This window comes from Bosea sp. 29B (assembly GCF_902506165.1).
Taxonomy (GTDB): domain Bacteria; phylum Pseudomonadota; class Alphaproteobacteria; order Rhizobiales; family Beijerinckiaceae; genus Allobosea.
The window spans coordinates 936,243-960,654 of sequence record NZ_LR733817.1; the positions used below are offsets into that span (position 1 = coordinate 936,243).

Here is a 24,412-nt window from a genome sequence, read left to right on the forward strand (position 1 = left end):
GAATGGGCAGGGCCCGGCCGCGATCACTTGCGCTCGATCTTGGCGATCTCGACCAGATCGACCCAGCGCTTCGCATCCTCCTCGACGAAGGCGCCAAGCTCCGCCGGACTGGTCGAGAGCACCTCCGAACCGATCTGGTTGATGAAGCCGATCATCTCGGGATCGCGCAGCAGCGTGTTGAGTGCCGTGTTGAGCTTCTGCACGATCGGCTGCGGCGTGCCGGCCGACGCGAAGGCGGCGACCCAGGCGACGATGTTGAAGTCGCGGACACCGAGCTCCATCAGGGTCGGCAGCTCCGGCAGGCTCCCGATCCGCTTCGGCCCCGTCACCGCCAGCACCTTGAACTTCTTCTCCCGGATCATGCCGAGCGCGCTGGCGGGATCCGGGAAGAAGACGTCGATGCGCCCGCCGATCAAGTCGGTCATCGCCTGCGGCGTGCCGCGATAGGGCACATTGACCATGTCGAAGCCGAGCAGGGATTTCAGCAACTCGCCGGAAGCGCGCCCGCCGGTATTGCCGCTGCCATAGGAGAGTGGCGGCTTCGCAGCCTTGGCCGTCTTGACGAAGCCGCCGAAATCGTCGGCCGGGAAATCGGAGCGAACCGCCAGCATGTAGGGGATGCGGATGACGCCGCCGATCGGGGCGAAGTCCTTCTTCGGATCATAGGGCAGATGCTGGTAGATGCTCGGATTGGCGGAGTGCGTGGTATTGGTGGTGATTAGCAGCGTGTAGCCGTCCGGGGTTGCGCTCGCGACCTGGCGCGCGGCGATGATGCCGTCGGCGCCGGCCTTGTTCTCGACGATGAAGCCTTGCCCGAGCTGCTTCTGCAGGCCCTCGCCGACCTTGCGCGCCACGGCGTCAGTGGCGCTGCCGGCAGGAAACGGCACGATGAGCGTGACCGGCCGCTGCGGATAGCTCTCGGATTGTGCCTGCGCGGCTCCAATCCCAGCCGCCAGCGCGGCCGCGACCAGCAGCGCTCTCCTCGTCAAACCCGTCATCCGCAATCTCCCTGGAAATGACCGCCCGGCACGCCTGTCACTAAAGCGCTGCGCATGGTTCGGGCTTGATCTCGAGCGCCGGTGCGCCGGCAAGGCGAAAGCCGCGATAGCCCTCAGCGGCGACCTCGTCGCAAATGCGCCGGTAGACATTCACACCGCCGATATAGGGCATGAAAACCCGCGTCTTTCCGGGGACATTGGCGCCCATGTACCAGGAGTTGGCCTGCGGGTAGAGCGTGCGATGCGCGACCTCGTTGACATGGGCGACCCAATTATCCTGCGCCGCCTGCTCGGGCTCGATCGTGCTGATCGCTTGCCGGCGCAGATGCGCCAGGCAGTCGGCAATCCAGTCGACATGCTGCTCGATCGAGACGATGACATTGCTCAGCACCGAGGGGCTGCCTGGGCCGGTGACGGTGAACAAGTTCGGGAAGCCGACGCTCATCAGGCCGAGATAGGTTCGGGGGCCGGCCGACCAGGCCTCCTTGAGCGTCGCACCGCCACGGCCATGGATGGCGATGGCGTCGAGCGCGCCGGTCATTGCATCGAAGCCGGTGGCGAAGACGATGGCGTCGAAGGCGTAGTCCCGCCCGCCGATGCGCAGGCCGCCCTGCGTCAGCCGCTCGATCGGCGCCCGGCGAACATCGACCAGCGTGACGTTGTCGCGGTTGAAGGTCTCATAATAATCGGTGTCGACGCAGATGCGCTTGGCTCCGAGCGGGTGGCCGTGCGGCAGCAGTGCCTCCGCGGTCTGCGGATCGGCGACGGTCTCGCGGATCTTGCCGCGAACGAACTCGGCGGCTGTGTCATTGGCCGCTTTGTCGACCAGGATGTCGTTGTAGGCGTGCATGAAATTGGCACCGCCCTGCTGCCAGCGCCGCTCGTACTCGCGCCAGCGCGTCTCGGCATCGACAGCGAGGGCGCCCTTGTCGCTGAACTCGTAGATCGTGCCGGACCGCGTCTCCTCGCGAGCGCGCCGGCGTAATGCGGCATAGTCCTGCTTCCAGGATTGTTCATAGGCGTCGGTCATCCTCCAGTTACGTGCCGGCACGCTGAAATTCGGCGTGCGCTGGAAGACGGTGAGGTGCCTGGCCTGTGCCGCGATCGGCGGGATCGCCTGGATCGCCGACGAGCCGGTGCCGATGATGCCGACGTTCAATCCGCTGAAGTCGACGCCCTCATGCGGCCAGTGGCCGGTGTGATAGACGCGCCCGCGATAGTCCACCATTCCGGGAAAATCGGGGATGCGGGCGGCCGAGAGACAGCCTGTCGCCATGATGCAGAAGCGGGCAACGATCCGCTCGCCCGCTTGCGTGGTCAGAGCCCATTCCGCGGCGTCCTCATCATAGGTCGCCGATGCGATGCGCGTATCGAGGCTGATGTCGCGGCGCAGGTCGAAGCGATCGGCGACATGGTTGATGTAGCTGAGTATCTCGGGCTGGGTGGCGAAGCGCTCGCTCCAGCGCCAGTCCTGCTGCAGCGCCTCGTCGAAGGAGTAGGAGTACTGCATGCTTTCGACGTCGCAGCGCGCACCGGGATAGCGGTTCCAGAACCAGGTGCCGCCGACATCCGAGCCGGCCTCGCAGACGCGGACGGAAAAGCCGAGGCCGCGCAGCCGGTGCAGCATGAAGAGCCCGGAAAAGCCGGCGCCGACGATCACGACATCGAAGCGGCTGTCGCCGGCCGGCCGGCTGTTGGCCTCCATTGTCATGAGCTGCGTCCTCCTGCCCGGCGGCAACGCGTTACCGCCTTTGGACGCTAGGCTAGCGCAAATTATAAAATGGTCAAACCATTTGACGATTATCGATTTGGCGCGCTAACCCTGTCGTCACGACATAGGGAGGCGACCCCATGAGACTGCGTTCACTGCTTTTCGTTCCGGCCGACAGCGAGCGGAAATTCGCCAAGGCCCAGGCTAGCGGCGCCGACGGCCTGATCCTCGATCTCGAAGACGCGGTCGCCCCTGCGCGAAAGCCGGTGGCGCGCGAGATGGTTCAGGAGATGCTCGCCGCGGACGCGCCGCGAAGCTGGAGCTTCTGGGTCCGCGTCAACGCGCTCGACACCGGGCTGACATTGGAGGACCTTTCAGCCGTGGTCCGGCCCGGGCTCGACGGGATCATGGTGCCGAAGGCCAATGGCGCGGCGGACATCGTCCGGATCGGACACTATCTCGACGCGCTAGAAACCCGCAGCGGCATGGCGCGCGGTACGGTCAAGATCATCGTCGTCTCGACCGAGACCGCGGTCGCGATGTTCAATCTCGGCAGCTATGCCCCGGCGCATGAGCGCCTCGCCGGCTTGACCTGGGGTGCGGAGGATCTCGGCGCCGTCGTCGGCTCCAGCACCAACAAGCAGCCGGACGGCGACTGGACCCAGCCCTATCGGGTCGTGCGCAGCATGTGCCTGTTCGCAGCGGCCGCGGCCGAGGTCGCACGCATCGACACGCTCTATGCCGATTTCCGCGATCCGGTGGGCTTGGAGGAAAGCTGCCGCATCTCACAGCGCGACGGCTTCACCGGGCGCATCGCGATCCACCCTGATCAGGTCGAGACGATCAACCGCTGCTTCTCACCTTCGGCGGAGGATCTGGCACAGGCCAGAAGGATCGTCGCTGCCTTCGACGCCGATCCTGGCATCGGCACGATTGGCATCGACGGCAAGATGTACGACATCCCGCATCTGAAGCTGGCTCGTGCGATTGTTGCCGCTGCGGAAGGTTGAACGCGGAGCCTAGTCCGGCAGGTCGGTTTCCTCGCGTGCCCTGGTCTTGGCGCGCGTCGCCTTGACGTGACGCTCCATGCGGCGGAAGGCGGCATCGCCATCCCCTGCCACGATCGCCGCGATGATGCGCTCATGCGCTTTCACCACCTCCTGGCGCAGGCTGGAGGTGTCGTATTCGTCGCTCACGGTCGAGACCACGACGTCATAGGAGATCGAGTAGAGGAAGGCTGCCAGCAGATCGTTGCGGCTCGCCGTCGCGACCGCGTTGTGCCAGGCGATATTGATCTCGGCGAAGCGATCGCGATCGCCCAGCGCCTGCGCCATCTCGGCGTTCAGATCCCGCAGGCGGACGATGTCGTCGGCGCTACGATGCTCGGCGGCAAGACGCGCAAGTCCGGGCTCCAGCGTCTCGCGCGTCTGCTGCAGCGTCCGTAGCGACAGGCGCCGCCCGCGAACGAATTGCGTGACGAAATGCGCCATCGAGTCGTTGCCGGGCCGGCTGACGATATTGCCACCAAGGCGGCCGAGCTTGGTCTTCACCAGCCCCTCGACCTCGAGCTTGCGCAGGGCTTCGCGCACCGAACCGCGGCTCAGGCCAGTCTGGCTAACGAGTTCGCGCTCGGTCGGCAGATGCGTGCCTTCTTCCAGCGAGCCATCGAGGATGGTCTGGCGCAGCTTGTCGGCCAGCACCTCATAGGACTTCTGGACGGAGATCCGTCCCAGCATCGGCTCCGGAAAATCGCCCCGTTTCGTCATCTCGCTCGGTTCCGCAGGCGGGAAGCCATATCATACGCCTGAAAAGGTATAATGGTAAGAGCAAAGACAAGGCAGAAGGCAGCTAGCCCCAGCCACCTTGGTCCAGTACCGCGCGCGTATGTTCCCCAAGATGCGGCGGTAAACGTCGCAAGGCCGGCCGCCAATTGCTCCAGTCGCCGACCGGGCCGAACAGCCGCAATCTCTGGCCGTCCTCGCCGGTCGCGTCCTGGAAGAAGCCCGTGGCCAGCAAATGCGGATCATCGCAGAGCTCTTCCAGCGAGCGCATCGCGACCGCAGTGAGCCCCGCCTCCCGCAAGGTTGCGACCCAATGAGCGGTCGGATGCTCACGGGTGATCGCACCGACCATCTCGAACAGGGCATCGCTATGGATGGTCCGCGCCGTCATGTCGGTGAGCCGGCTGTCGCGTGACAAATCGGGGTCGCGGCCGACCACCTTCAGGAAGCTGCGCCACTGCGCGTCCGTGTAGATCATGCAGCAGATGTGTCCGTCCTTGGTCGGGAATGGACCGCGGTCGCGCACCATCAGGCGCGGATATCCGATAGGAGCGGAGGCAGGCTTGAAGGTCTCGCCGAAGAGATGGTCGCCGAAGAGCAGGCTCGCCAGCGTCTCGAACATCGGGATGCCGAGCTCGCAGCCAATGCCGGTGCGCTCGCGCTGGAACAGCGCCGCGCTCATCAGGCCGAAGGCATAGAGCCCGACTGTGCGGTCGGCCAGATTGGCGGGAACATAGCGCGGCTGGCCGTCGCTGGTGCGGCCGAGCAGGTCGGCGAGGCCTGAGATCGCCTGGATCAGGTCGTCGAAAGCGCCCTGCTCGGCATAGGGTCCGCGCTGGCCGAAGCCGAACAGTCCGGCATAGATCAGGCGCGGATTGAGCGCCGAGAGCGCCTCGTAGCCGAGCCCGAGGCGGGCCATGGCCTGCGGGCGCATCGAGTGCACGAACAGGTCGGCATCGGCGACGACCCGCAGCAGTGCCGCGCGCCCCTCCGGGCTCTTCAGGTCGAGCACGACGCTGCGCTTGTTGCGGTTGAGATGGACGAAGAGCGGCCCGCGATCCGAGCCTGGCGGCGCGCCTGCCTTGCGTAGGATATCGCCTTCGGGCGGCTCGACCTTGATGACGTCGGCGCCGAGATCGGCGAGCAGCTGCGTCGCCAGCGGCCCCATGACGATCGCCGTCAGGTCGACGACACGGACGCCGGCCAGCGGCGCAAGGTTTGGTGCAGGGGATTCGCTCACGCCTTCAGTCGTACGAGTTGCTTCCCGAAATTGCGACCCGTCATCATGCGCAGGAACGCCTCGGGCATGCGCTCGAAGCCGTCGAGGACATCCTCCCTGGTCTGGATCCTGCCCTCGCGGTGCCAGGCGGCAAGCCGCGCCATCGCCTCGCCGCGCCGATGCCACCAGTCGAAGGCGATGAAGCCCTGGACCAGCGCCCGCGTCACGATCAGGCGCGAGGAGGCGCGCAGCCCGATATCCTCTTGCTCGAAGTCATTGGCGAGCGCGATGCGGCCGCAGATGGCGACGCGCGCCCCGACTGCGAGATTACGCAGCACGGCGTCATGGATCGGCCCGCCGGTATTGTCGAAGAAGACGTCGATACCGCCGGGCGCGAGTGCTGCCAGAGCGGCGGTGAGGTCGTTCGTCGTCTTGTAGTTGAGCGTCGCGTCGAAGCCGACGGAGCGACACCAGGCCAGCTTCTCGTCAGAGCCGGCGATGCCGATCACGCGCGCGCCGCAGAGCTTGCCGATCTGCCCGACGAGCTGGCCAACGGCGCCCGAGGCGGCGGAGACGACGAGCGTGTCGCCGGGCTTCGGCCGGCCGATCTCGAAGAGCCCGATATAGGCAGTCAAGCCCGGCATGCCGAGCCAGGACAGCGTCGCCTGCGGCGGCCCGAGCGCCGGATCGACCTTGTTGGACTTGGCGGCGCCGGGCAGGTCCGGCGTCAGCACCGCATATTCCTGCCAGCCGAAGCCCATCGCCTCGGCGATGTCGCCGGGTTTCCAGTCGGGATGGTTCGAGGTGACCACCTCGCCGACGCCACCGCCCTGCATCAGCTCCCCGATCCCGACGCCCTTGGCGTAGTTCGTCGAGGGGCTGATGCGGCCGCGCATATAGGGGTCGAGCGAGAGCCATTGCGTCCGGACCAGGATCTGGCCGGGGCCGGGCTCCGGCATCGGCGCCTCGTGCAGGCTCCAGGTCTCGAGCGTCGGCATGCCCTGCGGATGCGAGGCAAGACGCCATTGGCGGTTCGTCATCGTCGTCTCCTCGCTTGCATCCGAAGGCCCGACCCTGGCACGAAGCCAGGGCCGGCTGGAAGGTGCCTTAGCCCTTGACCAGCGGACAGGCCGCCGGGTCGGCCTTCTGGAAGGCCTCCTCGCCGGGGATCGTCGCCAGCGTCTCGTAGAGATCCCACTCTCCCTTCGAGGCCGCCGGCGTCTTGACGCGGAAGATGTACATGTCGCGGACGACGCGGCCATCAGCCCGGATCTTGCCGTTCTTGGTCATGAAGTCGTTGACCGGTGCCTCCTTCATCCTGGCCGCGACCTTGATGGCATCGTCCTCGCCGACAGCCTTGACCGCGTTGAGATAGTGCATGACCGCGCCATAGGCGCTGGCCTGGACCATGTTCGGCATCTTCTTGAAGCGCTCGAAATAGCGCTTGGCGAAGGCCCGGGTCTCGTCGTTCTGGTCCCAGTAGAACGGCGAGGTCACCAACAACCCCTGCGCCGTCTGCAGGCCCATGGCCTTGACGTCGTGCAGGGTCAGGCTGAGCGCGGCGAGCTTCTGCTTGGGGCGGATGCCGAACTCGTCGGCCTGCTTGACGATGCTGGCGACATGGGCGGTCGTCGTCGCGAGCGCGATCACATTGGCGCCGGAGGTCTGTCCCTTCAGCAGATCGGAGGAGAAGTCCTTGGTGTCGAAGGGGTGGCGGGAGGCGCCGACGACCTTGCCGCCACCGGCCTCGATCATCGCCGTCGTGTCGCGCTGGACGTTGACGCCATAGGCGTAGTCCACCGTCATGAAATACCAGTTCTTCTCGCCGGCCTGGGTGTAGAACTTCGTGACGCCGAGCGCCTGGCTGTAGTTGTTGTAGGTCCAGTGGATGCCGTTCGGGCTGCAGTTCTTGCCGGTAAGGTCGCTGGAGGCCGAGCTCAGATAGATGGCGAGCTTGTTCTTGTCCCTGGCGAGCTCCTGCACGCCGAGCGCGACCGAGGTGATGCCGACGTCGAAGATCGCGCTGACGCCCTCGTCATACCATTTGCGCGCGGCGGTGATGCCGACATCCGGCTTGTTGAGATGGTCGGCCTCGAGCACCTGGATCGGCCGGCCGAGCACCGAGCCGCCGAAATCCTCGACCGCCAGCTTCATCGCAGTGACCGTGCCCGGCCCCGACAGGTCGACGACGATGCCGGACATGTCGCTCAGCGCGCCGATCTTGAACGGCGCCGGCTGCTGGGCCCGAAGCTCTGTGCCTGTCAGAGCCAGCGCGACAGGCAGGGCAGCGAGGGCAGGCAGCCACCGGCGGCGGGAAGCTGGAGGCTGATCGAAGGCGTTCGGTGACATGGCTGCTCCTCCCTGAGCGCTGCGTTATTGCTCGGTGCCGGCGCAAAGGCCGGCCCGGCTGGTGGTGTCGTCAGCTGTGGTGGACGTATTTCTGGTGCAGGAAGCCGGCGTGCCCTTCGCTGCCGCCCTCATAGCCGTAGCCGCTCTGCTTCACGCCGCTGAACGGCGCTTCGGTATGCGAGACCGCGAACGAGTTCAGGCCGAGGACGCCGACCTCAAGCTCCTCGCCAAGCTTGACGGCAGCGGAGGCCGAACGCGTGAAGGCGTAGCCGGCGAGGCCGACCTTGCTGCGGTTGGCGCGGGCAATGGCCTCGTCGAGCTCGTCGAACGCGCTCACCAAGGCGAGCGGGCCAAAGGGCTCCTCGGACATCGCCGCCGCATCGTCCGGTACGTTGGCGAGCAAGGTCGGACGCCAGAAGAAGCCGCGCTCCCCTGCCCGCTCGCCGCCGGTCACGACCTCGGCCTGATGGCTGATGGCGTCGGCGACGAGCCGTTCCATCGCCTCCGGGCGGCGCGCATTGGCCAGCGGGCCCATGCCGGCATTCGGGTCGAGGCCATCGCCGAGCCTGATGCTTGCGAGTGCCTGGCCGAAACGCTCGACGAACCGTTCATAGGCCGGCCGCTGCACGTAGAAGCGCGTCGGCGAGGTGCAGACCTGGCCGGCGTTGCGGGTCTTGCCGATCGCCGACAGAGCCGCAGCCGCGTCGATGTCGGCATCGTCGAGGACGATGACCGGCGCATGCCCGCCCAGTTCCAGCGTGCACGGCTTGATCTGCTCCGCCGCCAGGACCGCAAGGCTCCGGCCGACGGGGACCGAACCGGTGAAGGTGACCTTCCGGATCACCGGGGACGCGATGAGATGCCGCGAGATCTCGGCGGGGGCTCCGAAGACGATGTTGAGCACGCCGGCAGGCAGGCCGGCATCGACCAGGGCACGGCCAAGTGCGAGCGCCGAGGCGGGCGTCTCCTCCGCCGGTTTCAGGATGCAGCTGCAGCCCGCAGCCAGCGCCGGCGCGACCTTGCGGGCGGCCAGCAGCGCCGGGAAATTCCAGGGCGTGAAGGCCGCGACGGGGCCGATCGGCTCCGGCAGCACCATCTGCCGCGCGCCCGGACCGCGCGCCGGGATGATGCGGCCATAGGCGCGCCCGGCCTCGGCCGCATACCAGTCGAAGGTCTCGGCGCAGAGGCTGATCTCCAGCTCGGACTGCGCCAGCGGCTTGCCCTGCTCGAGCGTCATCAGCCGGGCGATCGCCTGGGTTCGCTCGCGCAGCAGCTGAGCGGCTCGGGCAAGGACCGCTGCCCGGCCGGTCGCCGGCGTCCGCCGCCAGAGCCCGAAACCCGCCTCCGCGCTGGCGAGTGCTGCGTCGAGATCATCGCGTGAAGCACCTGTCGGCTCAGCAAGCACGCCGCCGGTCGCTGGATTGGTGACCCGCAGCGCCGAACCACGGCCCTTCCGCCATGCTCCGCCGATTAGCAATTGCAGTCCGTCCACGGCGTAGTCGCCGGCCATCGCATAGGCGATCGGCGTCGCGAGCCCTTCCATTCCATCCTCCCAGTTGGCTTGTTGATAACAAGCGACCATTAAATGGTCAAACCATTTGACGATTTAATTGCCGAGGGCTACCCATGAGCCAAGACAGGCGTGGCCACCGAGGCGAAAGAACACGACTGGGAGGAGAAGACCGATGCGAGCGATGATGCGCTGCTATCAGTTGACCGGGTTCGGACAGGCCCTCGCCGCCGGCGAGCAGCCGCGCCCGGAGCCGACCGGCACCGAGGTCCTGCTCAAGGTGCGCGGCGCCGGCGTCTGCCACAGCGACGTGCATCTCTGGGAGGGCCATTACGATCTCGGCGGCGATCGCAAGCTCTCCTTCGCCGACAGGCTGAAGCTGCCGCTGACGCTCGGCCATGAGAGCGCCGGCGAGGTCGTCGCGCTCGGCCCCGAGGCGAAAGGTGTCACGATCGGCGCAAGCTGCCTTGCCTGCTCCTGGATCGGCTGCCTCGAATGCGCCGCCTGCTCCGTCGGCGACGAGCATCTCTGCGCGGCGCCGCGTTTCCTCGGCGTCAACCGCGACGGCGGCTATGCCGACTACGTGCTGGTGCCGCATCCGCGCTATCTGGTCGAGATCGGCGATCTCGATCCCGTCGCCGCGGCCCCCCTCGTCTGCTCGGGCCTCACCACCTACAGCGCGTTGAAGAAGTTCGGACCGCTGCTCCAGCGTCAGCCGCTCGCGATCATTGGGGCCGGCGGGCTTGGGCTGATCGCCATCGGCCTCTTGAAGCAGCTCGGCGGCAAGGGCGCAGTCGTGGTCGAGCTCGATCCGCGCAAGCGCGAGGCAGCGATGGCCGCCGGCGCACTCGCAACCATCGACCCGAAAGCACCCGACGCCGCGGCCCAATTGCGCAGGGCCCTCGGCGGCAGCGTCCTCGGCGTGCTCGACCTCGTCGGCAGCGGCGAGACCGCGACGCTCGCGGTCGAGACCTTGGACAAGGGCGGCCGGCTCGTGATCGTTGGCCTGTTCGGCGGAGCGATGACCCTCGCCGTCCCGCTGGTGCCGATGAAGGCGCTGACGATCCAGGGCAGCTATATCGGCAGCCCGGCCGAGCTGCGCGAGCTGGTGGCGCTGGTGCGCGAGCATGGCCTGCCGGCGACGCCACTCGACCGTCGCCCTTTGACTGCTGCCCCCGCCGCACTCGACGATCTGCGCCGCGGGCAGGTCCTCGGCCGCGTCGTGCTGACCCCCTGAGAGCCGTGCGATGCCGCTGCACCCGTTCTTCCAGATGATGATGGAGAGCTTCGCCGCAGCCGGCCGGCCGGCCTTGTCGGACGGCACGCCGGAGCAGAGCCGCGCGCTCGTCGCGGCGGGACGTGCGGCGCTGGGGCCCGGAGCCGAAGTCGGGTCGATCACCGACCTCTCGATCCCGACACGCAGTGGCGCGATCCCGGCGCGGCTTGTGCTGCCGAAGACGGCTCCCACTGGGCTCGTCGTCTATCTCCATGGCGGCGGCTGGGTGATCGGTGAGCTCGACGATTACGAGGTGCTGGCGCGCCATCTCGCAACGCTGAGCGGCTGCGCCGTGCTGCTGCCGGACTACCGGCTCGCGCCGGAGCGCAAATTTCCGGCCGGGCTGGAGGATTGCGAGGATGCCCTGCTCTTCGCTGCCGAGAAGGTGGCGGAGTTCTGCGGCGCAAGCGTCCCGCTGGTCGTGGCCGGCGACAGCGCCGGCGCCAATCTCGGCACGGTGGCGGCGCGCAGGGTGCGCGGCCGCGTCGCATTCGCGCTGCAGGCCCTGCTCTACCCCGTCAGCGATTGCGACTTCGACCGGCCGAGTTATCGCCAGCATGGCGACGGCCTACCGCTGACGCGCAAGGACATGCTCTGGTTCTTCGACCATTACGCGCCGCGGGCGCAGCGTGGCGATCCGGACATCTCACCGCTCAGAGCGCCCGATCTCTCCGGCTTGCCGCCGGCCCTGATTGTCACCGCCGAATACGACGTGCTCCGCGACGAAGGCGAAGCCTATGCGGAACGGCTCGCCGAGGCCGGCGTGCCGGTGACGCATCGCTGCGCCGCCAGCCTGCCTCATGGCTTCGCCCGCCTGCACAACCATGTTGGTGCGGTCGATGCCGAGATCCGCGCCGTCGCGGCCGCGATCGCCACCGCCTGCAGCCGAGTCGGAGCCTGACCCATGAAACGTCTCGACAAGGTCATCATCAGCTGCGCCGTGACGGGCTCGATCCACACCCCGTCTATGTCCGAGGCTTTGCCGGTCAATGCCGACCAGATCGCCGAGCAGGCGATCGATGCCGCCAAAGCGGGGGCTGCGATCCTGCATCTCCATGCCCGCAACGAGGCCGACGGCTCGCCCTCGTCGGCGCCGGAGGATTACATGCGCTTCCTGCCGCGCATCAGGCAGAGCTGCGACGCGGTGGTGAACATCACCACCGGCGGCGGGCTCGGCATGAGCCTCGACCAGCGTCTGCTCGCCGCGAACACGCTGAAACCCGAGCTGGCCTCGATGAACATGGGTTCGCTGAATTTCGGGCTGTTCCCGGCAGCGGAGAAGATCAAGGCCTACAAGCAGCCCTGGGAACAGGGCTACCTGGAGATGACGCGCGACTTCATACTCTCCAACACCTTCGCGCAGATCGAGCGCGGCATCGGCGAGCTCAGCGCCCACGGCACCCGGTTCGAGTTCGAGTGCTATGATGTCGGCCATCTCTACAACCTGGCCTGGGCCGTCGAGCGCAAGCTGGTTCAGCCACCGTTCCTGGTGCAGTGCATCTTCGGCGTGCTCGGCGGCATCGGCCCCGACACCGAGAACCTGATGCACATGAAGCGCGTCGCCGATTCCCTGTTCGGCGACGACTACATCCTCTCGGTGCTCGGCGCCGGCCGCCACCAGACCAGCCTCGTCACCATGGGCGCGATCCTCGGCGGCTGCGTGCGCGTCGGGCTCGAAGACTCGCTCCATCTCAGCAAGGGGGTGCTGGCGCGCTCGAATGCCGAGCAGGTCGACAAGATCAGGCGCATCCTCGGCGAGCTCTCGCTGGAGATCGCCAGCCCCGCCGATGCCCGCGCCATGCTCGGCCTCAAGGGCGCCGACAAGACAGCCTTCTAGATCAAGCGAGAGTTCTTGAGATGATCGAGCTGAACGACGACCAACGGGCGCTCTGCGACGGCGTCGCCGCGGTATGCAAACGTTTCGACGACGAATACTGGGCCGCCTGCGACCGCGACGCTCGCTTCCCGCGCGAGTTCCACCAGGCGATGGCGGCCGATGGCTGGCTCGGCGTCACCATGCCGGAGGAATTCGGCGGAGCCGGGCTCGGCGTCACTGAGGCGGCGCTGGTCATGCACACCGTCGCCGGCTGTGGCGGGGCGATGGCGGCGGCCTCCTCGATCCACATCAACATGTTCGGCCCGCATCCGATCGTGGTGCACGGCTCGCCTGAGCAGAAGCAGCGCTGGCTGCCGCGGCTGGTCTCGGGTGAGGATCAGGTCTGCTTCGGCGTGACCGAGCCCAATGCCGGGCTCGACACCACCAACATCACGACTTTCGCGACCAAAGTGGAGGGCGGCTATCGCGTCTCCGGGCGCAAGATCTGGACCTCGACCGCGCAGGTCGCCAGCAAGATCCTGCTGCTCACCCGCACCACGGCGCGCAAGGACGCCAAGCGCCCGACCGAGGGCATGACGATCTTCTACACCGATCTCGACCGCTCGACATTCGAGGTGAAGAGCATCGCCAAGCATGGCCGCGCCGCGGTCGATTCCAACATGGTCTTCATCGACGACGTCTTCATTCCCGACGAGGACCGCATCGGCGAGGAAGGCAAGGGCTTCAGCTACCTCCTCGACAGCCTGAATCCCGAGCGCGTGCTGATCGCAGTCGAGGCAATCGCGATCGGCCAGGACGCGCTCGGCCGGGCTGCCCGCTATGCCCGGGAACGCAATGTCTTCGGTCGGCCGATCGGCCAGAACCAGGGCATCCAGCACCCGCTGGCCGAGCGCTGGATCGCACTCGAGGCCGCCTGGCTGATGGCGATGAAGGCGGCCGCGCTCTACGACGCCGGCAAGCCCTGCGGCGCCGAAGCGAACGGCGCCAAGTTCCTTGGCGCCCGCGCCGGCTATGACGCCTGCCTGCAGGCGGTGATGACCCATGGCGGCATGGGCTATGCCAAGGAGTACCAGGTCGAGCGTCTGCTGCGCGAGGTGCTGGTGACGCGGCTCGCCCCGATCAGCGAGCAACTGATCCTCTCTTTCATCGCCGAGAAGGTGCTCGGGCAGCCGAAATCATATTGAGGGGTCCAGCTACGCGGTTACCTCGCGGTTGCAGTCTCCAGGCTGCATCGGCGTCAATGCCAGTCTCCTGATTTCAGTGCAGCCTCGGCATTACAACCTGAACTGGAGTGCACTGACGCGCCATCGCGAGACAAGCATGGAATGGTGTAAATCTCTGATACTTCTTGATAAATTGCTTGCCAAGGTTGGGGTCGAGGGTTCGAATCCCTTCGCCCGCTCCAGACAATCTCTAGGTTTGAGAAGCACGTAAGCGTCGGGTTTCCCGGCGCTTTTTGCTTTTCGGGCCTGGGCAGTTTGGGGCCATTTCCAGAGGGCTCAGAAAGCCCGTGGTTACCTCGCGGTTACAAGTCCGATCCGGAGCCGCACCGGGCCTCTCCGCCCACTCCCGCTAATCCTCACTGTTTAAAGCAATTCTCCCGATGCCACTGCAGGAAATGCGGGTGCGGGCGATCGTGGGCTCGCAGCGGCGGTAGTGCTCGGCCTGTCCAGTTGATGAAGCTGCGTATCCCCTCCGCATCATTGGCCTGCCGCGAGACCAGGATGTCGAGATCGTCCGACAGGCTGATCAAGCCGCGATCGAACATCCAGTGAGCGGTGCCCGACAGGGCGATGCCATTGTTGACGATGTCCGGTCCCCTCGCCTCAACCGGACGAATGTGGGCCGCGGCAACCTCGGCCCGACCGCCGCCATTGATCAGTTTGAGACCCGTAATCGCGCAGCGCTCGTCATAGGCGCGCAGAACGACACGACGGAAAACGCGATCGCGAACGATCCGAGACGCAAGGAGCGTCGCCCGCTCGCGATCCTGCTCGAACACAAACGGAGCTTGCTCCTCCGCGAAGCCGCCCAATGCCGCATTCTCATCAAGGCGGGGCAACAACGGAGCCTGGTCATCCAAGCCGAGGCTGGTAATTCGATCGAAGTCCACTGGCGAGAGCGGGCGCACTGCCGCCTGGGCACGACCAGAGATGCGCCCCTCCTCGTTCAGGACGCCGTGCTCGATTACACCCTGAGCGTCGGTGAAGGGAACCGGGTTGGCGAAATCGAGATAGCTGCCCGGCTCGATGATGGCGATGTACATGCCCGGCGCAACCGGATCGGGAATCACCTGCTGGACCTTGGCCACCGCGAAGTAGCCGCGTGTCCCGGTAACCTTCCGCGGCTCATAGTAGATGATCCAGTCACCGACACAGGCTTGCACGCGGCCGAGATACTGACGCGGGAACTGGTACCGCTCGGCTGGGCTGTCGTCGTAGATCGAATCCTGACGATGGATGAAGACACCGAAGGCCATAATCGTTCAAACCACTCTGCCCAACGGAGCTGAGCAAGGCCAGACGCCCTGGTCAATCCTCGGTGGGCCATTTGCAGGCGTTGGCATATCGCCGTGAGGCAGACGTTCCTGATTGGCGCACCAGAGTTTCCTTCCCAACGCGACATCGCCTGCTGAGCTGCCGCGGGCGAAGGTCGCGTCGTCGTGCCCCTCGACCTTCGATCCGCGGGCGCGCAGAGCCTGCCTCCAGGCTCGCTCAGCCTGGGCGCCGCATCAGGCTGATCGGCCGGCCGAGCCGCGCGATCCTGTCTTCGAGTGCGGCGAGGTCCGGCGGCGACCGAAGGTCTGTCTGGACTGAAGCGTCGAGCGCTGGCGAGCGCGGGCCGGCGATCACGGCGCAGGCCAGTACCGAGATGCCCTCCGGCAGCTTCCCGACCAGCTGCGGGACCAGCGTCTTGGGGGCGATCACATTGGTGTTTGGCGGCGCGATCTGGGCCTTGCCGCTTCGCTGCAGACCCGGCGAGAGATCGAACAGCGCCGACAGATCGGCGGGCGTCCGGATGATCGCTTCGCCAGACGCCGCGTGCAGCCCGTCAGGGGGCCCTGGCGGGCGCGGGATGGCGAAGCCGCCCTCGACGGCGACGAGCCGGCGCGGCGTGGTGACGCGATGCACCCGGACATGATGGTCGTCCCGCCAGTACATCCAAGTCTCGACGGCGACATCGGCGCAAGGGCGCCAGCGCGCGAACAGCAGGTCGTCGGCGAGCAGCACTTCCTCGTTGTACTCGCGGAAGCGGTAATGCTGGCCGTCGCTGCTGAAGCCGATCATGTTGTCGAGGACGGCTTCCGACAAGCGGAGGGGATCGCTCTCGACGCTGAAGCCGTAGCGCGCGGAATAGGCGAATTTCGCGTATTTTTCGGCGCCGAGGCGGGCCCAGCGATTGGTCGGCTCGGTCTGCTGGCCGCAGGCCAGGGCGACGGCATCGCCGGGGGGATTGGCCACCACCATGCCGGCATGAGGCAGCACCGCGGGCGTCGGCCGCGGTGGGCAGGGCTCTTCCTGAGCTGCCCAGAACGGGTGCTCATCCGGCAAAGCGAGCGGCAGGAAGGCCTTGAAGGCCCAGTAGGGCGATTGCGGCGAGTTGTAGCTCTCGCACATGTGCAGGTCGGGATAGCCGTAGCCGACGGGCAGGATTCCGTCGCGCTCCGCCATGGGACGCTGCGCCCACCAGCGCAGATTGCGCAGGTAGAAGCCCTTGATCTGGCCCCAGGGCAGCACCTCCTCGCCGATCAGGGAGAGCGCGCCCCAGAAGCCGGCGACGGCGAAGCGGTAGGTCATCGAGCGCCCGAAGGCGAGAGCCGGACCATCATCGGCGAACCAGCGCGCGATGTCGGGCGCGATCAGCCGAGCCCGCTCGCGATAGGCATCGGCACGCTCGCCACCCTGCAAGGCAGCGAGCAGCGGTCCGTAGAAGTGGAAGGCGAAGGGGATGTAGTGGTCGGCGCGCCGGACATTGCCGTCGCTGTACCAGCCATCACCGAAATAGAACGCCTCGATCTCCTCGGCGTAGCGCTCGTCGAGCGAGCGGTCGTAGTCGGCGCCGACGCTGCCCAGCGCCATGCCGATCATCAACCGGAAGAACTTCCAGTTGTTGTCGGCAAAGTCGCAGGCGTGGCCGCGCCGGAGATAATCGGTAACTTGAGCTCGGGAGCGGAGATCGAGAGGCTCCCAGAGTTTGTCGGGGACCAGCCGCAAGGCGAAGCCGATCGCCGCCAGCTCGACCAGCCGCTGGTCGACCTGGCCCGGCCAGCCCCAGAATTCCGGATGATCGGGATCGCAGCCATTGGCGAGGCCCCGCGCAATCGGACCCCAGTCGATCCAGTCGGCGCCTCCCACCTGCGCCGGGGCCAGACCCCAGAGCAGGCGGGCATAGCCTTCCATATCCGCCGGCGCCTGGTCGAAATGAGCGGCGGTGGCCGAGAGGCGCAACCGCGCTCCGCCAGCCGAGCGATAGCGCTCGACCGGCTCCGCCAGTGCGCGCAGCGCCTTTTCGACATCGGCGCGACTGCGCAGCGGATTACCGGACCAGGGATGGAAGAGCCCTTCCGGGAAGATGGTATCGCTCATGGTCACCTGTCGCCGGCCGTGATGCGGGCGCCCGTCGTCGGAGCGGAGCGCCCGGCCGGCGCCCCGCGATGGTCATGCGCCGCGTTACGGCTTGATGATGCGCAGTGCGTCGGCGAGCAGTTGCTCACCGGCTTTCGTCGGGCTGAGCTGTCCGAACGCGACCTTGTCGGCAATCGAGCGGAAGGAGCGTTCGTCGAACTCGGAGGTGCCGAGCGGATAGGGCGGCGGATAGGGGACGACACGCCCCTCGATCGCCTTGAGGTAGTCGAGGACCTTGCGCTCCAGCGGGTCGATCGTCGGCGCGATCGCCGCCATGACATCCAGGTTGACCGGGGCGCCGCGCTCGACTCCAAGCGCCTTGCCCGCTTCGACGTCGTTGATGAAGAAGTCGATGAAGCGGGCGGCCAGCTCGGGCGACTTCGCCGTGCTCGCGATCGACCAATGCAGGCCCGGCCGGTAGAACAGGCCGGACGGCGTGGTTTCGCTCTGGATCGGTAGCGACGTGATATCGAGCGGTGCTTTGGCGACCGCCTGATAGGCTGCCAGGAGATTGGAGTAGGACAGCGTCATCACGGCGTTGCCGCGCGCCATCTGGTTGCTGTCGACGTTGGCCTTGTCGAGGGCCTGAACTTCAGCGTTGGCGCAGCCACCTGCCTTGGCGAGCGCGTCCCAATAGGCGAACCACTCGGCGCCGTCCTTGGCGTCGAAGCCCGGCCGGCCTTCTGGCGTGAAGATGAGCTTGCCGCGCTGGAGGAGCCAGGACTGGAAGGTCTGCATGTAGCGCGAGCAGTTGCCGACGGCCCATACGTTCTTCTTGCCCATCGCCTTGGTCAGGTCGATGCAGAGCCTGGCGAACTGGTCCCAGGTCGTCGTTGCATTGGGCGGCGCGATGCCGGCGTCCTTGAACGCCTCGGCATGATAGAGCAGCGCGAAGGCGTTGAGCGACAGGGGCATGCCCGTGACCTTGCCGTCGACCGTGCCAAGCGCCAGCACGCCAGGCGAGAGACGGTCGGTCCGGATGATCTTGCCGAGATACTCGTCGAGCGGCCGGGTAGCGCCGCGGCGGCTGTAGTCGGGGAAGCGGCCGGGCTCGAGCTGGAAGATGTCGGGCGCATTGCCGCCGGCGATCATCGTCGTCAGCTTCGACCAGTAATCGGCACCGCCGACCTCTCCATTGATCTTGACCCCGGCATTGGCCGCCTCGAACAGCCGGGCGGCACCCAGCGTCCGCTCCGTGCGGGTGGGCGTGCCCCACCAGTAGAGGCGCATGACCGCTTCGGCGGCCCGGGCGTTAAAGCCGGCGGCTGGTGCAAGGGCGGTGGCGCCGAGCGCCAGGCCACCGCGCAGGGTGTCGCGTCTGCTGAGCATGTCTCTCTCCTCCCCGAATATTGTTGTTGTCGTCGTTGATCCCGGCTTCAGCTGTTCAGGCGCAATTCGTCGCTTCCGAAGAGATGGCAGCCTCCAGCCATGACGCCGACCGGCAGGCTGTCGCCGGCACTGATCCGGCGCTGGCCTTCGAGCACCACATTGAGTGCCTGGCCGTCGGTGAGCCGGCCGTAGGCGATGGTCTGGCCGCCGAGCTGTTCGACATGGACGACACTGAGCGTGCCGAGGTCGATCTCGGCAGTGCCTCCGGTCGCCACATGTTCCGGCCGTATCCCGAGCGTCAGCGGCTCGCTGGCATCGAACCCGCGGCGGGTGGGCATGCTGAACCGGCTTGCGCCGAGCCCGATCGTGGCGGTGTCGCCGCCGCCCGCGATAGCGGTGACTTCAAGAAAGTTCATTTTCGGCGAGCCGATGAAGCCCGCCACGAACCGGTTGGCCGGCTTGTTGTAGATGTCGAGCGGCGTGCCCTGCTGCTCGACGATACCGGCCCGCAGCACCACGATCCGGTCGGCCAATGTCATCGCTTCGACCTGATCATGCGTGACATAGATCATGGTCGCGCCGATATCGGCATGGAGCTTGGCGATCTCGACCCGGGTCTGGACGCGCAGCTCGGCATCGAGATTGGACAGCGGCTCGTCAAACAGGAAGATCTTGGGATCGCGCACGATGGCGCGGCCGATCGCGACGCGCTGGCGCTGGCCGCCCGAGAGCTGCCGCGGCTTGCGCTCGAGCAGCGGGGTGATCTGCAGGATCTCGGCGGCCTTGCGCACGCGCCGGTCGATCTCGGCCTTCCGCATCCGCGCCGTCTCGAGGCCGAACGACATGTTCTTGTAGACGCTCATATGCGGATAGAGCGCATAGGACTGGAAGACCATGGCGATGCCGCGCTGCGAGGCCGCGGTCTCGTTCATCCTGATGCCGCCGATCGACAGTTCGCCGCCGGAGATCGGCTCGAGGCCGGCGATCATCCTGAGCAGGGTCGACTTCCCGCAGCCGGACGGGCCGACGAAGACCACGAACTCGCCGCTCGCGATCGTAAGATCGACGCCACGGATGACTTCGACGGCGCCGAAGCGCTTCTGAACCTGCGTGAGCGATAGCATGGTCATTTCAGCTGTCGTCCGATGGAGCGAAAGGGGGCGGGTCATCGCTTCATGCCAGTCGTGGCGATGCCTTCGATCAGCAAGCGCTGGAACACCAGGAACAGGATGAAGATCGGCAGGACGGTGAGCGTCGACATGGCGAAGAGCGCTCCCCAGTCCGATTGCCCAGCCGAGTCGACGAAGGTGCGCAGGCCGAGCTGGGCGGTGTATTTCTCGATGTCGTTCAGGTAGATCAGCGGCGCGAAGAAATCGTCCCAGGTCCAGATGAAAGAGAACACCGCGGCGGTTGCCAGGACCGGCGTCGACAGCGGCAGGATGACCTTCAGGAAGATGCGCAGCGGCCCGCAGCCGTCCATGACCGCCGCCTCGTCGAGCTCACGCGGGATGCCGCGGAAGAACTGCACCATCAGGAAGACGAAGAAGGCGTCGACGGCGAGGAATTTCGGGATCGTCAGCGGCAGGATCGTGTTCACCCAGCCGAGCTTCAGGAACATGATGTATTGCGGGATCAGCACGGCATGCTGCGGCAGCATCAGGGTGCCCAGCATCATGGCGAACCAGAAGCCCCGTCCGCGGAAGCGCAGCCGCGTGAAGGCATAGGCCGCCATCGCGCAGGAGAGCAGGTTGCCGGCGACGACCAACACCGAGATCACCAGCGAGTTGAGGAAGAGCTGGCTGAAGCCGACGCTCAGCCCATTCCAGCCGCGGCGATAGGCGTCGAAGGTCGGAGCCTGCGGGATCAGCGAGGTCGAATGGAAGATCTCGGAGTCTGGCCTCAGCGAGCTCGCCACCATCCAGAGCAGCGGATAGAGCAGCACGAAGGTTATGGCGAGCAGCAGCGCATAGGCGAAGGCGCGCCGCCAGGGCGAAGCGCTGTCGGCCCGGTTCGGCGCCGCCGGAAACGCGATGGCGGGAGCCCTGACCACCTCAGTCATCGTAGTGTACCCAGTAGCGCGCCGACAGGAACGAGAGCGCGGTGAAGGCCGCGATGATCAGCACCAGGATCCAGGCCAGCGCCGACGCGTAGCCGAAGCGGAAGTTCGTGAAGGCTTCCTGGTAGAGATAGAGGGGGTAGAACAGCGTCGAGTCGATCGGGCCGCCGGTGCCGTCGCTGATCACGAAGGCCGAGGTGAAGGCCTTGAATGCGTCGATCGTCTGGATCACCGCGTTGAAGAAGATCACCGGCGTCAGCAAAGGCAGGGTGATCTTGAAGAACTGCCGGACGGGCAGGGCGCCGTCGATGCTGGCCGCCTCGTAGATATCCTGCGGAATCTGGCGCAGCCCTGCAAGGAAGATGATCATCGACGAGCCGAACTGCCAGACCGCCAGCAGGACGATCGTGTAGAGCGAGGTCGACGGGTTCGCTATCCAGCTTGGCCCTTCATAGCCAAACAGCGCGTGCAGGGCCTGGTTGAGGAGCCCGTCGCCGGCGAAGACCTGGCGCCAGAGCACGGCGATCGCGACGCTGCCTCCGATCAGCGAGGGCAGGTAGAACACTGCCCGGAAGAAGGAGAGGCCGGTCAGGCCCTTGTTCAGGGCGACCGCCACGCCGAGGGCGAAGATCAGCTTGAGCGGCACTGACAGCAGCACGAAGGTGAAGGTTACCGTCATCGCCGTGATGAAGCGCGGATCGTCGGTGGCGATACGCGTGTAGTTCTCGATGCCGACCCAGTTGGGCGCCGACAGGCCGCTATAGTCGGTCAGCGACAGGTAGAACGACGCGGCGACCGGGCCCAGCGTGAGCAGGACAAAGCCGAGCAGCCAGGGCAGCAGGAAGCCGTAGCCGGCGAGGTCATCCCGTTGGACGGCGCGCGCGTTCGCAGCTGCGGCGTTCGGCATCGACTCCTCCCCAGGGCCTCTCGGTGTTAGCGAACGATAGGAAAGAAAAATATCTGCTTCAATAGAAATTTTCGTCATTGACGAAATTAATTCGTTAATGCGAAAAATGCGCGTCCTAGGGAGACAAGCGATGCGCATCGAGCCAAGCACCTATTTCTCGACAGTCGAGACCGCCGCAGCCGCCAGGCGCGACACGCGGCCTCATCAGGAGGCGCTGGAGCGCTGCGTCGCCAAATTGCGTCAGACCATGCCGGTGATTGGCCTGCGCAATCCGAAGATCGGCCTTCCCGACAACAGCTGGGTCTATTGCGGGCCTTATGACTGGGTGGTCAGCTTCCAGGCTGGGCAACTCTGGCTGGCGTTGCAATTGACCGGGGATCCGGCCTTCCTCAACGCCGCGCGCGCGCGGCGGGCGGTGTTCCGCGGCATCCTCGCTCATCAGAATGCGCAGAACCACGATCTCGGCTTCCAGTTTTCGCTCAGCTGCGTGGCCGAGTGGCTGATGACGGGGGACGACGAGGCGCACGAGATGGCGCTCGCCGCAGCGCGGCAACTAGTTTGCCGTTATCGGCCTGACGGGCGCTATATCCAGGCCTGGAACGCCAGGCAGGTTCATTCCCACCGCATGCAGGCCGAATTCGCCAATGGCCGGATCATCGCCGACACCATGCAGAATCTCGCGCTGCTCTACTGGGCACATCGCGAGACAGGCCGGGCGGATTTCCGCGAAGCGGCCGACGCCCATGCGCAGACCACGCTCGAACACATCGTCCGGCCCGACGACACGTCCTTCCACACCTTCGTCTTCGATATAGCCAGCGGCAAGCCGCTGCGCGGCGAGACCCATCAGGGCTATGCCGACGACTCTTGCTGGTCACGCGGCCAGGCCTGGCTGATCCACGGCTTCGCGCAGTCGGCCTTGACCACGGGCAATCTCGCCTATGCCGAAGCGGCCCGGCGACTCGCGGCCAAGGCCGAGGCGTTGATGGAGGATGACGCCGTGCCGGCCTGGGATTTCGGCGCGCCGGACCAGCGCGGGACGCACCGCGACAGCTCAGCCGCCGCGGTCATGGCGGCGGGCGTCTATCTGCTGGCGGACCAATCCGAAGCGGGGGAGGCGGCACGCTGGCGCGGTTTGGGCGACCGGCTGCTCACTGGCCTGCTCGATCACTGCGATCTGACCCGTGATCCAGAGGCGCTCGGGCTCCTCGCTCACGGCGCTTCGCATGTCAGGGCCGGCTATGCCGATACGATGCTTCCCTATGGTGATTATTACTTTATGGAGGCGTTGATGCGCTCGCTCGGTCACGACCAGTTCTTCTGGTCGTGACGGGGCGCTTCATTCCCTGTCTCTCCCATTGCGGGAGCGGTCTGCAGAAGTGGCCCGGATGAGCGAAGACGAGACCCTGGCGCCGACCCTGCGCGACATCGCCGATGCGGCGGGTGTCTCGGTCGCGTCCGTCTCCAAGGTGCTGAACAATCGCGGTGGCGTCAGCGACGAGAGCCGCCGCCGGATTCTCGGCCTGGCGGAGCAGCTGGGCTACCAGGGCAATCGCAGCGCCCGCTCGCTGCAGAAGGCCGGTGTCGATGGCGCGGTGCTCGTCATTCCGGCGGAGGCTTACTCGAACTCGCAGTTCTACGAGGGTGTCGTCCAGAGCGTCATCACGGAAGCTGCGGCGAACTCGCTGAAGCTCGATGTCCGGCTGACTTCGCATGCCGATGGCCGGGTCATCGCCGAGCTCGACGAATTGCTCGCCGCCCGGCCCGGCGCCGTCATGGCCGTCGGCATGGACGACCCCGCTGTCATCGACAGGCTCGTCGCCTCGAAACTGCCGGCGGTTCTGGTCAACGGCATGGACCGGACGATGCGGCTCGATTGCGTGCTGCCCGACAATTGGAGCGCCGGCTGGTTGGCGACCCGGAGGTTGCTGGAAGCCGGCCACCGGCACATCGTGCATGTGGCCTCGCGGCATCGCCTGTCGATGCAACGCCGTCTCGAGGGCTTCAAGATGGCGCTGGAGGAGGCCGGGATCGAGTTCGACCCCGACAGGCACCTGATCGACCTGCTCCAGATGAAGGTCGAGCTGCCCCAGGCGCAGCGCGCCATCAGGCAAGCCCTCCAGGACGGGCGCCTGGATGGCGTGACGGCATTCTTCTGCGCGACCGACGTGGTCGCGCTCAGCGTCATGCAGGGGCTGCAGAGCGAGGGCGTCAGGGTTCCCGACGACATCTCCGTCGTCGGAATCGACGACATCTCGATCGCGACCAACAGCCGACCACCTTTGACCACGATCCGGATCGATCGCGGCGAACTTGGGCGGCTCGGCGTGCAGTCCCTGATGCGCCGGATCGCCGACCCAGAGGCCAGCATCCTGCGCGTGAATATCGGTGTCAGGCTGATCGAGCGAGCCACCATAGGCCAGCTCCCGCCAGCCGCTTAGTTGCGCGCATCCAGACCAATCAGTCCATAAACGCACCCTTTAGATTTCTGGAGATGGCCAATTTCGGCCTCGCTTACCTCTAGGCGGATCGGCTTACTTTACCATTTGCATCATCCCGTAAGGCTCGACGCCCATCGCCCTCGCTATCGCGATGTACTCGGCCACATCGAGCCGCCGTTCCTCAGTCTCGTATTTCGACACGAAGGTCTGCCGGCGCCCGATGCGCGCGGCCAGCTCGACCTGCGTGATACCGGCATCCTTGCGCGCTTGGATAAGCGCCTGGAACAGAGCCTTGTAGAGTTCGGGTTGGGTTGAAGCCAAAGCCGGCGCCTGAAGCGGTGAAACCGGCTATCCACATCAACCCCAATTTCGA

At 66.3% G+C, this 24,412-nt stretch carries 21 protein-coding genes; 7 read left to right on the plus strand and 14 right to left on the minus strand.

The window, feature by feature from the left end; genetic code table 11:
* Positions 1 to 23: 23 nt before the first annotated feature.
* Positions 24 to 998, minus strand: coding sequence for a tripartite tricarboxylate transporter substrate binding protein (locus tag GV161_RS04520; RefSeq protein WP_159650138.1), 975 nt, complete (start codon positions 996 to 998; stop codon positions 24 to 26).
* Between the two features lie 40 nt (positions 999 to 1,038).
* A complete protein-coding gene (locus GV161_RS04525) occupies positions 1,039 to 2,709 on the minus strand; it encodes an NAD(P)/FAD-dependent oxidoreductase (RefSeq protein WP_152015834.1) in 1,671 nt (556 codons plus the stop codon).
* 140 nt (positions 2,710 to 2,849) lie between these two features.
* Here GV161_RS04525 and GV161_RS04530 point away from each other — a divergent pair, with 140 nt between their 5' ends.
* A complete protein-coding gene (locus GV161_RS04530; RefSeq protein ID WP_152015833.1) occupies positions 2,850 to 3,719 on the plus strand; it encodes a CoA ester lyase in 870 nt (289 codons plus the stop codon).
* Between the two features lie 9 nt (positions 3,720 to 3,728).
* On the opposite strand, the gene GV161_RS04535 is transcribed toward GV161_RS04530, so the two are convergent.
* From GV161_RS04535 to GV161_RS04555, 5 genes are all read right to left on the minus strand, one after another.
* On the minus strand, positions 3,729 to 4,475 hold the full coding sequence (locus tag GV161_RS04535) for a FadR/GntR family transcriptional regulator (RefSeq protein ID WP_152015832.1): 747 nt from the start codon (positions 4,473 to 4,475) through the stop codon (positions 3,729 to 3,731).
* Between the two features lie 82 nt (positions 4,476 to 4,557).
* Positions 4,558 to 5,730 (minus strand): CoA transferase, encoded by a 1,173-nt coding sequence (locus GV161_RS04540; RefSeq protein ID WP_152015831.1) that lies wholly within the window; start codon positions 5,728 to 5,730, stop codon positions 4,558 to 4,560.
* Positions 5,727 to 6,749 (minus strand): NADP-dependent oxidoreductase, encoded by a 1,023-nt coding sequence (locus GV161_RS04545; protein ID WP_152015830.1) that lies wholly within the window; start codon positions 6,747 to 6,749, stop codon positions 5,727 to 5,729. Before GV161_RS04545 ends, GV161_RS04540 begins: the two co-directional genes overlap by 4 nt.
* Positions 6,750 to 6,816: 67 nt before the next feature.
* Positions 6,817 to 8,058, minus strand: coding sequence for an ABC transporter substrate-binding protein (locus GV161_RS04550; protein ID WP_152015829.1), 1,242 nt, complete (start codon positions 8,056 to 8,058; stop codon positions 6,817 to 6,819).
* A gap of 70 nt (positions 8,059 to 8,128) precedes the next feature.
* Positions 8,129 to 9,601, minus strand: a complete 1,473-nt coding sequence (locus GV161_RS04555; RefSeq protein WP_244624172.1) for an NAD-dependent succinate-semialdehyde dehydrogenase — start codon at positions 9,599 to 9,601, stop codon at positions 8,129 to 8,131.
* Positions 9,602 to 9,755: 154 nt separating this feature from the next.
* Between GV161_RS04555 and GV161_RS04560 the strand changes: the two genes are divergently transcribed.
* The 4 genes from GV161_RS04560 to GV161_RS04575 are packed head-to-tail and all read left to right on the plus strand — an operon-like array spanning position 9,756 to position 13,865.
* Positions 9,756 to 10,805 carry an alcohol dehydrogenase gene (locus GV161_RS04560; RefSeq protein WP_152016252.1) on the plus strand — a complete coding sequence of 350 codons (1,050 nt, stop codon included), beginning with the start codon at positions 9,756 to 9,758 and terminating at the stop codon, positions 10,803 to 10,805.
* 10 nt (positions 10,806 to 10,815) lie between these two features.
* Positions 10,816 to 11,745: an alpha/beta hydrolase gene (locus tag GV161_RS04565; protein WP_152015828.1), complete on the plus strand. Its 930-nt coding sequence runs from the start codon at positions 10,816 to 10,818 to the stop codon at positions 11,743 to 11,745.
* A gap of 3 nt (positions 11,746 to 11,748) precedes the next feature.
* On the plus strand, positions 11,749 to 12,681 hold the full coding sequence (locus GV161_RS04570) for a 3-keto-5-aminohexanoate cleavage protein (protein ID WP_152015827.1): 933 nt from the start codon (positions 11,749 to 11,751) through the stop codon (positions 12,679 to 12,681).
* 20 nt (positions 12,682 to 12,701) lie between these two features.
* Positions 12,702 to 13,865 carry an acyl-CoA dehydrogenase family protein gene (locus tag GV161_RS04575; protein ID WP_152015826.1) on the plus strand — a complete coding sequence of 388 codons (1,164 nt, stop codon included), beginning with the start codon at positions 12,702 to 12,704 and terminating at the stop codon, positions 13,863 to 13,865.
* Positions 13,866 to 14,260: 395 nt separating this feature from the next.
* Here the strand turns inward: GV161_RS04575 and GV161_RS04580 are convergent, their stop codons facing one another.
* From GV161_RS04580 to GV161_RS04605, 6 genes are all read right to left on the minus strand, one after another.
* Complete coding sequence (locus GV161_RS04580; RefSeq protein WP_152015825.1) at positions 14,261 to 15,160, minus strand: HNH endonuclease; 900 nt, start codon at positions 15,158 to 15,160, stop codon at positions 14,261 to 14,263.
* Positions 15,161 to 15,395: 235 nt separating this feature from the next.
* Positions 15,396 to 17,267: a DUF2264 domain-containing protein gene (locus tag GV161_RS04585; protein ID WP_152015824.1), complete on the minus strand. Its 1,872-nt coding sequence runs from the start codon at positions 17,265 to 17,267 to the stop codon at positions 15,396 to 15,398.
* An 84-nt stretch (positions 17,268 to 17,351) separates the two neighbouring features.
* Positions 17,352 to 18,635, minus strand: coding sequence for an extracellular solute-binding protein (locus tag GV161_RS04590; RefSeq protein WP_152015823.1), 1,284 nt, complete (start codon positions 18,633 to 18,635; stop codon positions 17,352 to 17,354).
* Between the two features lie 47 nt (positions 18,636 to 18,682).
* Positions 18,683 to 19,765: a sn-glycerol-3-phosphate ABC transporter ATP-binding protein UgpC gene (ugpC, locus tag GV161_RS04595; RefSeq protein WP_152015822.1), complete on the minus strand. Its 1,083-nt coding sequence runs from the start codon at positions 19,763 to 19,765 to the stop codon at positions 18,683 to 18,685.
* Between the two features lie 35 nt (positions 19,766 to 19,800).
* The gene (locus GV161_RS04600; protein ID WP_244624204.1) at positions 19,801 to 20,553 is read right to left on the minus strand and encodes a carbohydrate ABC transporter permease; all 753 of its coding nucleotides are present in this window, start codon (positions 20,551 to 20,553) and stop codon (positions 19,801 to 19,803) included.
* A gap of 133 nt (positions 20,554 to 20,686) precedes the next feature.
* Positions 20,687 to 21,598: a sugar ABC transporter permease gene (locus tag GV161_RS04605; RefSeq protein ID WP_152015820.1), complete on the minus strand. Its 912-nt coding sequence runs from the start codon at positions 21,596 to 21,598 to the stop codon at positions 20,687 to 20,689.
* 130 nt (positions 21,599 to 21,728) lie between these two features.
* Here GV161_RS04605 and GV161_RS04610 point away from each other — a divergent pair, with 130 nt between their 5' ends.
* The gene (locus GV161_RS04610; protein ID WP_159650139.1) at positions 21,729 to 22,928 is read left to right on the plus strand and encodes a glycoside hydrolase family 88 protein; all 1,200 of its coding nucleotides are present in this window, start codon (positions 21,729 to 21,731) and stop codon (positions 22,926 to 22,928) included.
* A gap of 58 nt (positions 22,929 to 22,986) precedes the next feature.
* The gene (locus GV161_RS04615; protein ID WP_152015818.1) at positions 22,987 to 24,039 is read left to right on the plus strand and encodes a LacI family DNA-binding transcriptional regulator; all 1,053 of its coding nucleotides are present in this window, start codon (positions 22,987 to 22,989) and stop codon (positions 24,037 to 24,039) included.
* Between the two features lie 93 nt (positions 24,040 to 24,132).
* Here the strand turns inward: GV161_RS04615 and GV161_RS04620 are convergent, their stop codons facing one another.
* Positions 24,133 to 24,360, minus strand: a complete 228-nt coding sequence (locus GV161_RS04620; protein ID WP_152015817.1) for a helix-turn-helix transcriptional regulator — start codon at positions 24,358 to 24,360, stop codon at positions 24,133 to 24,135.
* Positions 24,361 to 24,412 lie beyond the last annotated feature (52 nt).